The sequence below is a fragment of the Amycolatopsis sp. NPDC034160 genome (genome assembly GCF_055575355.1).
The window spans coordinates 112,424-126,465 of sequence record NZ_JBVISU010000006.1 but is presented as its reverse complement, the minus strand read 5'-3'; the positions used below and the strand labels follow the sequence as shown (position 1 = coordinate 126,465).

15 protein-coding genes are annotated in these 14,042 nt (G+C 69.1%); 6 read left to right on the top strand and 9 right to left on the bottom strand.

The annotated features are described in order from the left end of the window. Positions 1-18: 18 nt before the first annotated feature. Complete coding sequence (locus ACZ54P_RS15660; protein WP_465462220.1) at positions 19-972, bottom strand: aldo/keto reductase; 954 nt, start codon at positions 970-972, stop codon at positions 19-21. Next, positions 969-1,313, bottom strand: coding sequence for a hypothetical protein (locus ACZ54P_RS15655; RefSeq protein WP_465462219.1), 345 nt, complete (start codon positions 1,311-1,313; stop codon positions 969-971). Before ACZ54P_RS15655 ends, ACZ54P_RS15660 begins: the two co-directional genes overlap by 4 nt. Positions 1,314-1,457: 144 nt before the next feature. On the opposite strand from ACZ54P_RS15655, the gene ACZ54P_RS15650 reads away from it, so the two are divergent. Continuing rightward, positions 1,458-2,369, top strand: coding sequence for a DMT family transporter (locus ACZ54P_RS15650; protein ID WP_465462218.1), 912 nt, complete (start codon positions 1,458-1,460; stop codon positions 2,367-2,369). A 56-nt stretch (positions 2,370-2,425) separates the two neighbouring features. Here ACZ54P_RS15650 and arc read toward each other — a convergent pair whose 3' ends face one another. Continuing rightward, positions 2,426-4,228: a proteasome ATPase gene (gene arc / locus ACZ54P_RS15645; protein WP_465462217.1), complete on the bottom strand. Its 1,803-nt coding sequence runs from the start codon at positions 4,226-4,228 to the stop codon at positions 2,426-2,428. A gap of 362 nt (positions 4,229-4,590) precedes the next feature. Here arc and ACZ54P_RS15640 point away from each other — a divergent pair, with 362 nt between their 5' ends. Both ACZ54P_RS15640 and ACZ54P_RS15635 read left to right on the top strand, forming a co-directional pair. After that, positions 4,591-5,403: a hypothetical protein gene (locus ACZ54P_RS15640; RefSeq protein WP_465462216.1), complete on the top strand. Its 813-nt coding sequence runs from the start codon at positions 4,591-4,593 to the stop codon at positions 5,401-5,403. 10 nt (positions 5,404-5,413) lie between these two features. Further along, entirely contained in the window at positions 5,414-5,863 is a 450-nt protein-coding gene (locus ACZ54P_RS15635) for a hypothetical protein (RefSeq protein WP_465462215.1), read from the top strand. Between the two features lie 13 nt (positions 5,864-5,876). Here the strand turns inward: ACZ54P_RS15635 and ACZ54P_RS15630 are convergent, their stop codons facing one another. Continuing rightward, a complete protein-coding gene (locus ACZ54P_RS15630; protein ID WP_465462214.1) occupies positions 5,877-6,701 on the bottom strand; it encodes a tRNA (adenine-N1)-methyltransferase in 825 nt (274 codons plus the stop codon). Between the two features lie 60 nt (positions 6,702-6,761). Continuing rightward, on the bottom strand, positions 6,762-7,913 hold the full coding sequence (locus ACZ54P_RS15625) for a site-2 protease family protein (RefSeq protein WP_465462213.1): 1,152 nt from the start codon (positions 7,911-7,913) through the stop codon (positions 6,762-6,764). Between the two features lie 128 nt (positions 7,914-8,041). Here ACZ54P_RS15625 and ACZ54P_RS15620 point away from each other — a divergent pair, with 128 nt between their 5' ends. The 3 genes from ACZ54P_RS15620 to ACZ54P_RS15610 all read left to right on the top strand — a co-directional run bounded on the left by ACZ54P_RS15620 (position 8,042) and on the right by ACZ54P_RS15610 (position 10,754). Further along, a complete protein-coding gene (locus ACZ54P_RS15620; RefSeq protein WP_465462212.1) occupies positions 8,042-8,935 on the top strand; it encodes a RecB family exonuclease in 894 nt (297 codons plus the stop codon). Positions 8,936-8,965: 30 nt separating this feature from the next. Beyond that, the gene (locus tag ACZ54P_RS15615) at positions 8,966-9,754 is read left to right on the top strand and encodes a thioesterase family protein (RefSeq protein ID WP_465462211.1); all 789 of its coding nucleotides are present in this window, start codon (positions 8,966-8,968) and stop codon (positions 9,752-9,754) included. 64 nt (positions 9,755-9,818) lie between these two features. After that, positions 9,819-10,754, top strand: coding sequence for a ParA family protein (locus ACZ54P_RS15610; protein WP_061986579.1), 936 nt, complete (start codon positions 9,819-9,821; stop codon positions 10,752-10,754). Positions 10,755-10,812: 58 nt separating this feature from the next. On the opposite strand, the gene hisG is transcribed toward ACZ54P_RS15610, so the two are convergent. The 4 genes from hisG to ACZ54P_RS15590 form a co-directional block, all read right to left on the bottom strand. Continuing rightward, on the bottom strand, positions 10,813-11,658 hold the full coding sequence (gene hisG, locus ACZ54P_RS15605; RefSeq protein WP_465462210.1) for an ATP phosphoribosyltransferase: 846 nt from the start codon (positions 11,656-11,658) through the stop codon (positions 10,813-10,815). Positions 11,659-11,691: 33 nt separating this feature from the next. Next, entirely contained in the window at positions 11,692-11,955 is a 264-nt protein-coding gene (locus ACZ54P_RS15600; RefSeq protein ID WP_076161940.1) for a phosphoribosyl-ATP diphosphatase, read from the bottom strand. A 90-nt stretch (positions 11,956-12,045) separates the two neighbouring features. Beyond that, a complete protein-coding gene (locus ACZ54P_RS15595) occupies positions 12,046-12,537 on the bottom strand; it encodes a methylated-DNA--[protein]-cysteine S-methyltransferase (protein WP_465462209.1) in 492 nt (163 codons plus the stop codon). Positions 12,538-12,553: 16 nt separating this feature from the next. After that, positions 12,554-14,017: an AlkA N-terminal domain-containing protein gene (locus tag ACZ54P_RS15590; RefSeq protein WP_465462208.1), complete on the bottom strand. Its 1,464-nt coding sequence runs from the start codon at positions 14,015-14,017 to the stop codon at positions 12,554-12,556. Positions 14,018-14,042: the final 25 nt, after the last annotated feature.

The following is a 14,042-nucleotide window of genomic DNA, read 5'->3' as shown; positions in this document are numbered from 1 at the left end:
CGAGACTAGACCAGTCCGTCAGTGCCAGCCGAGGCAGGACCTGTGCCGCCAGTAGGCGACGGGTTCTTCGGCGAGCCCCGCCAGCTCCGCGAGCTCGTCCGCGGTCAGCTTCACCTTCGTGGCAAGGAGATTCTCCGCGAGCTGCGCCGTGCTCGACGGACCGATGACCGCCACCGGCCGCCACTCCCGCGCCAGCGCCGCCGCGATCGCCACCGCGTCCGGGCCCGCCTCGTGCTCCCGCGCGGTCCGGGCGAGCACCGGCGGCGGCTCGACCACCAGACGTCCGTTCGCGACGGTTTCCTTGACCAGGACCCGTTTCCCGGCCGCGTGTGCCTCCGCGAGCGCCGGGCCGACCGAAGGTTCGAGCAGGTTCCACGTGGACTGCACGGCGCTGAAGACCGGTGTGCCGGACACTTCCAGCTCGAACGCGCGGCGGACGGCGTCGGCCTGCGCCGGCCCGGAGGTGGAGAATCCCACCGGGACGCCGTCGGCGGCGAGTTCGGCCAGCGCGCCGATCAATCGCTCGTCCGTGAACAGCGGACTGTCCACAGTGAGCGAGTGGACCTGGTAGAGCGACACCGCTTTCCCCAGCAGGCCAACGGTTTCCGCCCACTGTTCGGCGAACCGCGCCGCGGTGTGCTCCTTGACCTCGTGCACGTCGGCGTCGAGCTTCCACTCCCCCACGTAGCGGTAGCCCCATTTGCTCGACACCGTCACGTCCTCGTGGGCGCGATCGGCGAGCCACCCGGCGAGGAACTCCTCCGAAGAACCATACGAACGGGCCACGTCGATCCAGCGGACGCCCGCTCGGTACGCGTCGTCCAGCACGTCGTGGGTCGCCGCGCGCATCGCGTCGACCCCGCGTCCCGGCGGCAGCGCGTCGACCCGGCCGAGGTTGATGTACGCGGGCCTGCCGAGTGCCGCCAGGCCGACGGCGATTCGTTCGCCGACGCAGATTTCCGAGTCTGTCACCGGGTTCCTTCGTTCTTGTGGCGGAGGATCGCGAGCCACTGGCTCGAGTTCTGCGCCTGCCGGTGGAGCTTTTCGAGGCGGGCGGCCGGGGCCCGAACGTAACCCTTGCCGAAGACCGGCGCGATCTGACGGAGGCTGGCGCCCTCTTCCCTGGCGGCGAGCAGTGCCCAGTCGGAGGCGTCGGCACAGGCCGCGGAGGCGCGCCGCAACTCCCCCAGCAGTTCGATGAGTTCGGGGGCGCTCACCTCCCCCGCCTGGACAGCGGCGGCCGTCGTTTCCAGCCACGCCAGGACATCGGCTTCGGTGATCGGCGCGCGCGGGCGCCCGGAGGTTTCGCTCACAGCCCCGAAGTATAGGACGTTATACGCACGACGGTGACCGGCGGCGCGCCGGAGAGCTCGGACACAGCGTCCGAAATCCGCTGGAGTACGCGGAGGTTTCCGGATTCACTGAGCCTGGAGCTTGAGGATTCAGGAGAAGGACAATTGGGACGTTTCGGTATCGCGATCCGGTTCGCGGCACTCGCGATCGTGTGGGGTGCGAGTTTTCTGTTCATCAAGGTCGGTCTCACCGGCCTGTCGCCGGCGCAGGTGGCGCTTTCCCGCATCTGCCTCGGCGCCTTGGCGCTGATCGCCATCGCCGCCTGGCGGCGCAAGCCACTCCCCCGTGATCCGGCACTCTGGGGTCACCTCGCGGTCGTCTCCGTGCTGCTGTGCGTCATCCCGTTCCTGCTGTTCTCCTGGGCCGAGCAGTACATCTCCTCCGGGCTCGCCAGCATCTTCAACGCGACGACCCCGCTGATCACCATGCTCATCGCCGCGGCGGCCCTGCCGTCCGAACGGTTCACGAAGGCCCGCACAACCGGTCTGATCCTCGGTTTTCTCGGCGTGCTCACGATCGTCGGGGTCTGGCAAGGGGTCGACGTCTCCCACGAACTGACGGCGCAGCTGGCCTGCCTCGGCGCGACGACCTGCTACGGGATCTCGTTCGTCTACGTCCGGCGGTTCATCTCCGGGAGGAACCTCGACGCGCCGACCATCGCGCTCGGACAGGTCGGGTGCGGCGCCGTGGTGATGCTGGCGCTGGCGCCGTTCATCGCGACGTCGCCGGTGCGCCTCGACACGCCGATCATCCTCAGCATGATCGCGCTCGGCGCGCTGGGCACCGGCCTCGCCTACGCTTGGAACGCGTCGATCATCGCGGCGTGGGGCGCGTCGAACGCATCGGCCGTGACCTACCTCACACCTGTCGTCGGCGTACTGCTCGGCGTCCTGGTCCTCGACGAACCCTTGGCGTGGAACCAGCCCGTCGGCGCGTTGCTCGTCGTCCTCGGGATCCTGGCCGCACACGGCCGGTTGAGCCCGCGCAAGAAAGTCCAGGAACCCGTACCCGCGTAAGACACACCGAAGGGCCCTTCACCGCTGGCATGCGGTGAAGGGCCCTTCGGTTGGTACTACAGGTACTGACCGGTGTTCGTGGCGGTGTCGATCGCCCGCCCGGAATCCTGGTTCTTGCCGGTGACGAGCGTGCGGATGTAGACGATCCGCTCGCCCTTCTTACCGGAGATCCGGGCCCAGTCATCGGGGTTGGTCGTGTTCGGCAGGTCCTCGTTCTCCGCGAACTCGTCCACGATCGCGTCCAGCAGGTGCTGCACACGCAGGCCGGGCTGCTGGGTTTCCAGCACCGACTTGATGGCCGACTTCTTCGCCCGGTCCACGATGTTCTGGATCATCGCGCCCGAGTTGAAGTCACGGAAGTACAGGACCTCCTTGTCACCGTTGGCGTAGGTGACCTCGAGGAACCGGTTCTCGTCCGTCTCCTCGTACATCCGCTCGACCGTGTGCTGGATCATCGCGTCGAACGTCGCCCGGCGGTCGCCGCCGAACTCGGCGAGGTCGTCGGCGTGGATCGGCAGACCGTCGGACAGATACTTGGAGAAGATGTCCTTCGCGCCTTCGGCGTCCGGACGCTCGATCTTGATCTTGACGTCGAGCCGGCCCGGCCGCAGGATCGCCGGGTCGATCATGTCCTCACGGTTGGAGGCGCCGATGACGATGACGTTCTCCAGGCCCTCGACACCGTCGATCTCCGAAAGCAGCTGCGGGACGATCGTGGTCTCCACATCGGAGGACACGCCCGAACCGCGGGTGCGGAAGATCGAGTCCATCTCGTCGAAGAACACGATCACCGGGGTGCCTTCGGAGGCCTTTTCCCGAGCCCGCTGGAAGATCAGGCGGATATGCCGCTCGGTCTCCCCGACGAACTTGTTCAACAGCTCCGGACCCTTGATGTTCAGGAAGTAGGACTTCCCGTCCGCCTTGTCGCCGCGGGCTTCCGCGACCTTCTTGGCGAGCGAGTTGGCCACCGCCTTGGCGATGAGGGTCTTACCGCAGCCAGGAGGCCCGTAGAGCAGCACGCCCTTCGGCGGGCGCAACTGGTACTCCTGGTAGAGATCGGCGTGCAGGAACGGAAGCTCGACGGCGTCGCGGATCTGCTCGATCTGCCGGGTGAGGCCACCGATGTCCTCGTATTGGACGTCGGGCACCTCCTCCAGCACGAGATCCTCGACCTCCGCCTTCGGCACGCGCTCATAGGCGTAGCCGGCCTTCGAATCCACCAGCAGGGAATCGCCCGGCTTGAGGGGCTGTTCGGCCAGCGGATCGGAGAGCAGGACGACCCGCTCCTCGTCCGCGTGCCCGACCACGAGCGCACGGGGGCTGCCGCCCTCGACGTCCGGGGCCAGCACCTCGCGCAAAGCGCAGACCTCGCCGATCTTCTCGAAGTCGCCGCCTTCGACGACGGTGAGTGCCTCGTTGAGCCGCAACGCCTGTCCGCGCTGCAGTGTCGAGACCTCGACCGCGGGTGAGACCGAGACCCGCATCTTGCGGCCCGCGGTGAACACATCCACCGTGTTGTCCTCGTACGCGGTCACGAACACGCCGTAACCGCTCGGAGGCTGGGCCAGCCTGTCGACCTCCTCCCGCAACGCGAGCAACTGGCCACGCGCCTCGCGGAGCGTCTCGACCAGTTTCGTGTTGCGTTCCGTGAGTTGGCTCACTCGTTCCGACGCCTCGGCGAGTCGCTGCTCCAGCACTCGGTTCTGACGTGGCGAATCGGTGAGCTTCCGGCGCAGCAGGGCAACTTCCTCCTCGAGGAAGCGAACTTGACGTGCCTGCTCGTCGGACGTGATCTCGGCTCCGGTCGTTTCTGAAGGGTCGGCCTCCTCGCGCCGACCTCCGGGAAGGTCATGATGCATTGGGCACCTCCTCGGAGTGCTTTTCATTCCACGGTACCGGCGATCACCGACAATAAAAGGCCTTTCCGCATCACAAGATCGGCGCGTCGCGTTCTGGGCGACCCGACTGCACGTACGTTCCCGCCGCGCAAGGGGCCATCCCGGTGCCGGGTCCGACACTCCCATGGTCACAATCCGTCCACCTGCCTTGACCTGGGCCGGAATACCCGCTCCGTACGGGTGCAAACGGGTTTCCGGTATCAGTTCGGCCCTAATCGAGCGGCGATCCGGGTCGATGGCTAGCATCGGGCCGACGTTCGCCGGGTCGGCGGACCGGCTTGTCGTGTTGAGCAATTTCGCAGAACAGCTAGGGGGCAACAGCCATGACTTACCCGCCGCAGCAGCCCGGCGGCTACGGGCAAGACCCGTACGGCCAACAGGGCGGGTACCCGCAGAGCGGCCCCCAGCCGCAGCAGGGATACCCCGGGGGCGGCCAGTACGGCCAAGACCAGTACGGCCAGCAGGGCGGATACCCGCAGAGCGGGCCCCAGCCCCAGCAGGGATACCCCGGTGGCACGCAGCAGTTCGGCCAGCCGGATCCGTACGGTCAGCAACAGGGCGGTTACAACGCCTACCCGCAGGAAGGCGGCTACGGTGAGCCGCCTAAGAAAAAGAAGACCGGGCTGATCGTCGGCATCGCGATCGGCGCGGTCGTCCTGGTCGGCGGCGGGGTCACCGCGCTGGTCATCGCGCTGAACTCGGACGACGGCGACAAGACCGCCGCCCCGCCCGCCAGTTCCAGCAGCGCGGCTCCGACGGGTTCCGCGTCTTCCTCGGCGCCGAAGTCGTCGTCCTCCTCCACGCGGACCAAGTCCAGCTCGCCGAGCACTCCCAAGGGCTCCGGGCCTGCCCCGCTGGGCAAGGCGACGCCGCAGGAGGTGGCCGACGCCGTCATCGCCGCGTACAACGTCGGTGACGGCAAGATTGTCGCGCAATCGGCCTGCCGCAGCGTGAACACCAAGGACGAGGTGCCGATCGGCAAGGACATCAAGATGGAGAAGACCGGGGAGATGACGATCAGCGGCGACACCGCGAAGCTCCCGGCGAAGGTCACCCAGGGCACCAAGGTCGACTCGGGCAACCTGAACTTCAAGAAGGAGTCCGACCTCTGGTGCTTCACCGGCGGCAAGAGCTGACCCGAAGCCGGTGTCCAGCAGGCTGATCGCCGTTCTCGCCGGCTGCGGCGCGGTCGTGGTCGGTGTCGTGGTGGGGCTGCTGCTGGTGGCCCCGTCCGGCTCCGACCCGGCCGCGTCGAGCACCGCCGCGTTCCCGCCGGGACCGGGTTCGTCCCGTCCGGTCCCGGTGGATCCGGACGTGGCCGCGGTCGAGGTGGTCGGCAAGGCGATCGCCGCGGCCATCGTGAACCACGACGCGACGGCGTTCGGCGAACTCACCTGCGTCCAGCAGTCGTCGGCCGAACTGGCGGAGCTGAAGCGGAAGTGGGAGGCCGCGGGCAAAGTGAGCGCGACCATCCCGGATCCGCCGTCGGTCGGTGGCGACTCGGCCACCGTGACCGTCCACGTCGAAGGCGCGGGCGGTCAGAAGGACACTCCGTTCCCGCTCAAGAAGCGAGACGGCAAGTGGTGCGTGCCCTGATTTCTGTGCCCGGTCAGCCCTTGCCGGAGCGGCGGTGGACGCGCGGCGACACGGTTCCGTCGGCCAGACGGCGCGCCGTCAGCAGGAACGCGGTGTGCGCGACCATCCGGTGGTCCGGCCGCACCGCGAGGCTCACGACGTGCCACGGCCGCATGAGCGTCTCCCACGACTCCGGCTCGGTCCAGCACTGCTGATCCCGCAAGGCTTCCGTGATCCGCGACAGCTGTGTGACCGTCGCCACATAAACCGTCAGCACGCCGCCGGGCACCAGATGCGCGGCGACCGTCTCCAGCTGGTCCCAGGGTGCCAGCATGTCGAGCACCACCCGGTCGACCTCACCGGTGTGGGTCGAAAGATCCGCGACCGTCAGCGACCAGTTGTCCGGTTTGGCCCCGAAGAACTTCTCCACGTTCCGTTCGGCGTGTTCGGCGTGGTCGTCGCGGATCTCGTAGGACTGCACGGTGCCCTCCGAGCCGACCGCCCGCAGCAGCGAACAGGTCAGCGCCCCGGAACCGGCACCTGCCTCGAGCACCCGCGCGCCCGGGTAGATGTCGCCCCACATCACGATCTGCGCGGCGTCCTTCGGGTAGATCACCTGCGCGCCGCGCGGCATCGACAGCACATAGTCCGGCAGCAGCGGACGCAGCGCCAGATAATGGCTGCCGCCCGCCGAAGTGACGACCGAACCCTCCTGCGCCCCGATCACGTCGTCGTGCGCCAGCGCGCCGCGATGGGTGTGGTACTGCTGTCCCTCGGCCAGGACCATGGTGTAGTGCCGCCCCTTGGAGTCGGTCAGCTGAACCCGGTCACCAACACGAAACGGCCCACGGACCGACACTGAACCTCCAGAGCGCAAACACTTGATCGACGATCGATCCTCGCAGGTGGCCGGATCGCGCTACGCCGGGGGTCGGCTCCGGGTCATCGCGGCGCGCAGGTCCTCGCGCCGGAGCACCCCGGCGGGCCTGCCTTCGTCGTCCACGACGAGGAACTGCCACGCGGCGGTTTCCCGCACTCGCTCGGCAATCTCCTCCCCCGACTCCGAGGAAAGCAGCACGGTGTCGGCGCGGATGGGCTCCGCGGCCATCTCCGCGGGCGCGTGCGGCGAGGTCCCGGCCAGTTGCGCGGCGGCCGTCTCGTCGAGCAGCCCGGCCGCGACGCCGTCGGCACGCACCAGGACCACACCGCGGCCGGCCGAAGCGGCCAGCGCGTCCGAGACGGGGCTCTCGGCGGGGAGCTGGAGCACGGGCCGGATGAGTTCGCTCAGCCGTACGCCTTCGGGCCAGCCGCGACGCGCTTCGGCGGCGAGTTCGCTTCGCGCGCCGAGGATCACGAACCACGCGGTCACGACGCAGACGCCGAGCCGAAGCCAGCGGTCCTCGCTGCCGGCCGCCAGTCCCCACAGCGCCCAGATGACCAGTCCGGCCGCGACGAGACCGCCACCGACGACGGCGGCGCGGGTGCCCTTGTCGCGGCGGCCGGTGGCGGCCCAGACCCCCGCGCGGACCAGTCGTCCGCCGTCGAGCGGCAGTCCGGGCAGGAGGTTGAAGATCCCGACGGCGAAGTTCGCGACGGCGCATTCGGCGATGAGCAGCCATGCCGCGCTTTCCGGCGGGACGGCGAACATGAGCAGTCCGCAGAAACCGCCGAGCAGCAACGAAACCACCGGTCCCGCGGCGGCGACGAGTCCTTCGTGCCGCGGCTGGCGGGGTGTCCTGGCGACCTCGGAGAGACCGCCGAGGAGGAACAGCCGCAGACGCCGGACCGGGATGCCGAGGCGCAGCGCCACCAGACAGTGCCCGAGTTCGTGCGCCAGCACCGACAGTCCGAGCAGGACCGCGAACGCGGCCGCCAGCAGCCACGACGTCAGCGTCGTCGCGCCGGGCAGGAACCGTCCGACCAACGGCGTGTAGAGGACGACGATGATCAGCGAGCCGATCCACCACGAGGGGGCGAGCAGCACGGGGATGCCGGAGACGCGGAACAGCAGTAATCCACCGTCCGGCGCCACACCTCGTCGAGGCGGGCCCTGCTCACCCGTCACCGCCATGTGCAGAGCGTAGATGTCCAGGTGTGGGGTGCCGGTAACCCGCCCTTCCCGTCCGGGTGGTGTCGGTCATGCCCGCTCCGGTGCGTCGCGGCCACGGAACTGTCGGTACCCGGCGTTACCCTCCCACCATGCCCGACACCGACACGGTCACCGCCGATCCGCCGCCCGGCGCCGAAGTCCCGCGCCGTCGGCCGGCCCTGTCCCCGTCGCGTGCCAGCGACTTCAAGCAGTGCCCGCTGCTCTACCGCTTCCGCGCGGTGGACAGACTGCCCGAGATCCCGACGAAGGCCCAGCTGCGCGGCACGCTGGTGCATTCCGTGCTGGAGCGCCTGTTCTCCCTCCCGCAAGCAGATCGCACTCCCCCACAGGCCAAGGAGTTGCTCGCGCCGGCGTGGCAGGAGCTGTCCGCGGAACGTCCGGAGTGGATCGAGCTGTTCGATCAAAACGATCCCGAGGCCGTCACCTCGTGGCTGGCTTCGGCCGAGCAGCTCGTCGACACCTACTTCGGGCTCGAAGACCCGCGGCGGCTGGAGCCGGAGGCGTGTGAGCTGCACGTCGAGATCGAACTGGGCTCCGGGGTGCTGCTGCGGGGTTACGTCGACAGGCTGGACGTCGCGCCGACCGGTGAGATCCGCGTCGTCGACTACAAGACCGGCGCCGCGCCCCGCGAGATCGGCGAGGCCAAGGCGATGTTCCAGATGAAGTTCTACGCCGTGGTCCTGTGGCGGCTGCGCGGTGTCGTGCCGCGCCAGCTGAAACTGATGTACCTCACCGACGGGCAGTCACTGGCCTACACCCCCGACGAGGCCGAGCTGATCCGGTTCGAGCGCACGCTCGAAGCGATCTGGCAAGCGATCCTCAAAGCGGGCAAGACCGGCGATTTCCGGCCCAATCCGAGCAAACTCTGCGCGTGGTGCGATCACCAGGCGGTCTGCCCGCAGTACGGCGGCACTCCCCCGCCCTATCCCGGCTGGCCCGAACCGGATCCCGGCGACGAGTCCGTATTGGACCGTGCGGATTAGGGCTTGAACCACGGACCTAGGGTGTCCGGTGTGACAGAAGCCTTCTACATCCCCTCGGGCGACGGAAAGTTCGTGCCGACCGAGCACACCGCGGGCCCGTGGACCCCGGACGCGCAGCACTTCGGGCCGCCCTCGGCGTTGCTGGTGCGCGCGCTGGAGGGGATCGAAGCACCGCACGCGAGCCAGCTCGCTCGGGTGACGATCGAGATCCTCGGCCCGGCTCCGTTGAAGGAGCTTTCGGTGCGGGCATCGGTGAAACGGCCGGGCCGGTCGGTCGAGTGGCTGGAGGCCGAACTCCTCCACGGTGAACGCGCCGTCGCGCGGGCCTCCGCGTGGCGCATCGCGACCTCGGACACCACGCCGGTGGCCACCTTCGAAGGCCCGGCCCTGCCGTCGCCGGACGATCTCCCGGCGTCGAGCTGGCCCGAAGGCTGGCACGGCGGCTATCTGGACGCCATCGAATGGCGGCGGGTCCGCGGCGCGCTCGACGAACCCGGTCCCGCGACGGTCTGGGGACGTCAGCGGGTCGCTCTCGTGGACGGGGAGAAGCCGAGCGCGCTGCAGCGGCTGTTCGTGCTGGCGGACTCCGGCAACGGGATCTCGAACTTCCTCGACCCCCGCGAGTGGTGGTTCATCAACTCGGAGCTGACGGTGCACCTGCGCCGTCCACCACTGGGTGACTGGATCGGCGTCGACGCGGCCACGCTGGTCGGCCCGAACGGCATCGGCACGGCGACGACCACGCTGCACGACGCGTCCGGCCCGCTGGGCTCCGGAGCGCAGGCGTTGCTGGTGCGGCCGCGACAGGCGGGCTCATAGACGCGCTTTCTCGGCGTGTTTCCAATAGCCTTCCCGGAACAACAGACGCAGGGAGCGCTTCGGCATGCAGATCACCTCGGTGGTCAACCAGAAAGGCGGGGTCGGCAAGACCTCACTCAGCGTGGGCGCGTCGGCCGCACTGGCCGAACGCGGCCGCCGGGTGCTGCTGATCGACCTCGACCCACAAGGGCACGCGACCACCGAACTCCTCGGCTTGGACGAGGTGGCCCCGGACGCGCCCAGCCTGGCGAAAGCCCTGACCAAGGTGTGGAAGGGCCCGATCGAGGAACTCGCCGTGCGGCACCCGCGCAGCAACATCGGGCGCGGCGGCGCGTTCGACGTCATCCCGACGTCGCCGGGCATGTTCGACCTGATCAGGCGGCTCGACCAGTTCCGGGTGCCGGGCTGGCAGCTGGCCAGGGTGATCCAGTTCGCGAACTACGACCACATCATCATCGACTGCCCGCCCGCGCTCGACGTCCTGACCAACAACGCGCTCGCCGCGTCACACGGGATTCTGGTGCCGGTGCAGCCGGACCGCACGAGCATCCGCGCGCTGCGCCTGCTCTCGGACCAGGTGCGTTACGTCGAACAGACCGTCGGCCGTCCGCCGATCGCCTACTACGGCCTCGTTCCCGGGCTGTACCGCCGTCCGATCTCGCATTACGCGGCGGCGGCACTCCAGGAGCTGTACACGTTCGGGATCCCGATGCTTTCGCACGTCCCGCTGGGCGTGGTGATGAACGAGGCCGCCGCGCACGGCGTGCCCGTGACGACCTACGCGCCGGAAACCCTGCAGGCGCTGTCGTTCCGGGAGATCGCGGAAACGCTGGACGGGTATCTGCGGAACCACCCGGCGGCGGCGATCGTGCCCGCGGACGAGGAGTTCGTCTTCGAAGACTTCATCACCGAGGTCTCGGTGGCCCGCAGTGCCAACGACAACGGCGCGCGGAAGAAGCTCTACGACCTGATGCCCAAGAAGCCGAACAGGCCTCGGTAGCCGTGGGGTCTCGTGAGTGGTAATGACGGTTAGAACCGTCATTACCACTCACGAGGACCTACAAGCGGCAGGCCCGGATATCCGAGGCCAGGACGGCCTTCGCGCCGGTCTCGGCGAGTTCGTCCATGATCCGGTTGACCTCCTTGCGCGGGACCATCGCCCGCACGGCCACCCAGTCTTCGTGCGCGAGCGGCGCGACGGTCGGTGACTCGAGGCCCGGCGTGATCGCGATGGCCGCGTCGAGCAGCGAACGCGGGCAGTCGTAGTCCAGCATCATGTAGTGCTGGGCGAAGACGACACCCTGCAGCCGCGCCTTCAGCTGGTCCTTGGGCCGGGTGTGGTCGGTGCCCGCGCGCTGCAGCAGCACCGCCTCCGACACGCAGATCGGGTCACCGAAGGCCACGAGGTTGTGCTGACGCAGCGAACGACCGGACTCGACGACGTCGGCGATGGCGTCGGCGACACCGAGCTGGATCGAGATCTCGACGGCGCCGTCGAGGCGGATGACCTCCGCCTCCACCCCGTGCTGTTTCAGGTTCTCCCGGACGAGCCGCGGGTACGACGTCGCGAGCCGCTTGCCCTGCAGGTCTTCGGCTTTCCAGTCCTTGCCCGCCGGCGCGGCGTACCGGAACGTGGAACCGCCGAAGCCGAGGCCGAGGATCTCCTCGACCGGAGCGCCGGAGTCGAGCGCGAGGTCGCGGCCGGTGATGCCGAGATCCAGCTCGCCGGATCCGACGTAGATCGCGATGTCCTTGGGACGCAAGAAGAAGAACTCGACCTCGTTGACCGTGTCCAGCACGGTCAGGTCGCGGGCCTCATGTCGCTTGCGGTAGCCGGCCTCTCCGAGCATCTCCGACGCGGCGGCGGCGAGGGCTCCCTTGTTCGGCACGGCGACACGCAGCATTGCTTCTCCTTGGTTCTCCAGGACGCGAACGCGTCACAGGTACCGGTACACGTCCTCGGTCGACAGCCCACGGCCGAGCATGAGCACCTGCACCCGGTACAGCAGCTGAGAAATCTCCTCCGCGAGCCTGTCGTCGGACTCGTGCTCGGCGGCGATCCACACCTCGCCCGCTTCTTCGAGCACCTTCTTGCCCTGGGCGTGCACTCCAGCGTCCAGCGCGGCGACCGTGCCGGAACCGTCGGGGCGCGTGACCGCGCGGTCGGCAAGCTCGGCGAACAGCTCATCGAAGGTCTTCACGGTCCGAGATCCTTCCATCCGCACCGCGACCGCGCTGCCCCGGGCCGGTGTGGTGACACCGGCGTCACACCTCCGTGTCCGTGAACACGCTCAGAACAGCGTGGTGCCTCCCCGTTCGAAGTCGAGCAGTTGCCGCTTCCGCTCGATACCGCCGCCGTAGCCGGTGAGATCGCCGTTCGAGCCGACGACCCGATGGCACGGCACGATGATCCCCAGCGGGTTCTTCCCGTTGGCGAGCCCGACCGCTCGCGACGCCGTCGGCCTGCCGAGCCGGTCGGCGAGTTCGCCGTAGGAGACCGTCTCGCCGTAGGGGATCCCGACCAGGCCTTGCCAGACCATCCGCTGGAATTCGGTGCCGCCGAAGCTCAGCGGGACGGTGAATTCCTTCCGCTGGCCGGCGAAGTACTCCTTCAGCTGTTTCTCGGTCTCCACGAAGATCCGCGCGGTCGGATCCGGCTGACCGAAACTCTCCTCCACCGGACGGTGCCGTTGCCCGACCATGTACAGGCCGCAGAGGCTCTCGCCGTCCGCGACCAGGGTCAGCGGCCCGTACGGACTGTCGATCAAGGTGTTCGTGCGCATGGTGCTCCTTGCGAATTCAGGCGGCGGGCAGCCGGTTGATCGGGTGATCTCCGGTCGCCCAGAGGTGTTGGACGGCGTAGGCGCGCCAAGGTCGCCAGCGTTCCCCGTGCTCGACGAGCGCGGCCGGGCTCAGCTCGTACTCCTTCGCGGCGACCTTGACGCCGAGGTCGGTCGGGAGAAAGGCGTCCGGGTCGCCGAGGGAGCGCATCGCGATGCTCTCGACGGTCCAAGGGCCGAAGCCGGGCAACGCGTGCAGCCGTTCCCGGGCACGCTGCCAGTCGCTGCCCGCCCCGAGGTCGAGGCCACCGTCGGTCAGTTCGGCGACGAGGCCGAGCAGCGTCCGTTTACGGCTCTGCGGCATGGCGAGGCTTTCGGGGTCGATCTCCGCGAGCGCGGCGGGATCCGGGAAGACGTGGGTGAGGCCGCCGTCCGCGTCGTCGACCGGTTCGCCGTGCGCGAGGACCAGCCGGGCCGCGTGTGTCCGCGCGGCGGCGGTGGACACCTGCTGCCCCAGCACGGCGCGGACGGCGAACTCGTCGCCGTCGACGGTCCGGGGCACCCGCCTGCCCGGCGCGGCGGCCACGAGCGGCGCGAGCAGCGGGTCCGCGCCCAAGAGGTCGTCCACGGCGAGCGGATCGGCGTCGAGGTCGAGCAAGCGACGGCAGCGGCTGATCGCGGTCGAGAGGTCTCGCAGGTCCGACAGGGTGAGGCGGCAGCCGATGTGGCCGTCTTCGGGTTTGAGCGCGACGACGCCCGCGCCGTGCGGGAGTCGCAGTGTCCGGCGGTAGGCGCCGTCGCGCCACTCCTCGACGCCGGGGACACCGGTCGCGACGAGGTGCCCGAAGAGGTTGTCCGGGAACAACGGCTTCCGGTACGGCAGCCGCAGGTTCAGTGTCCCGGGCGCGACCGCCGGCGCGGTGCGCACGCGCGCCCGCAACTCCGTCGGGGACAGCGCGAAGACCTCGCGGACGGTGTCGTTGAAGGTCCGGACACTGCCGAATCCGGCGGCGAGCGCGACGTCGATCATCGGCAGGCTCGTGGTCTCGATCAGCAGCCGCGCCGTCTGCGCACGCTGGGCCCTGGCCAGGCTGAGCGGGCCCGCGCCGAGTTCGGCGCGCACGTGGCGCTCGACCTGCCGGACGCTGTAGCCCAGCCGGGCGGCCAAACCGCTCACGCCGTCGGTGTCGACGACGCCGTCGGCGATCAGCCGCATCGCCCTGGCCACCAGGTCGGCGCGTTCGTTCCACTGCGGCGAACCGGGACTGGCGTCCGGGCGGCACCGTTTGCAGGCGCGGAAACCGGCCTCCTGCGCGGCCGCCGCGCTCGGGTAGAACGCCATGTTCTCCGGTTTGGGCGGGACGACCGGGCAGCTCGCCCGGCAGTAGATCCGCGTCGTCAGGACGGCGGTGAAGAACCAGCCGTCGAAACGGTCGTCCTTCGCCTGGACCGCTCGGACGCAACGCTCGAAGTCCTCATGCACCAGGCCAGCATCACCGACCACGAGG

Excerpts from the sequence above, each read along its gene's own strand:
- arc (WP_465462217.1), bottom strand. The coding sequence starts at position 4,228 with ATGCATCATGACCTTCCCGGAGGTCGGCGCGAGGAGGCCGACCCTTCA.
- ACZ54P_RS15640 (WP_465462216.1), top strand. The coding sequence starts at position 4,591 with ATGACTTACCCGCCGCAGCAGCCCGGCGGCTACGGGCAAGACCCGTAC.
- ACZ54P_RS15625 (WP_465462213.1), bottom strand. The coding sequence starts at position 7,913 with ATGGCGGTGACGGGTGAGCAGGGCCCGCCTCGACGAGGTGTGGCGCCG.
- ACZ54P_RS15620 (WP_465462212.1), top strand. The coding sequence starts at position 8,042 with ATGCCCGACACCGACACGGTCACCGCCGATCCGCCGCCCGGCGCCGAA.
- ACZ54P_RS15610 (WP_061986579.1), top strand. The coding sequence starts at position 9,819 with ATGCAGATCACCTCGGTGGTCAACCAGAAAGGCGGGGTCGGCAAGACC.
- hisG (WP_465462210.1), bottom strand. The coding sequence starts at position 11,658 with ATGCTGCGTGTCGCCGTGCCGAACAAGGGAGCCCTCGCCGCCGCCGCG.
- ACZ54P_RS15595 (WP_465462209.1), bottom strand. The coding sequence starts at position 12,537 with ATGCGCACGAACACCTTGATCGACAGTCCGTACGGGCCGCTGACCCTG.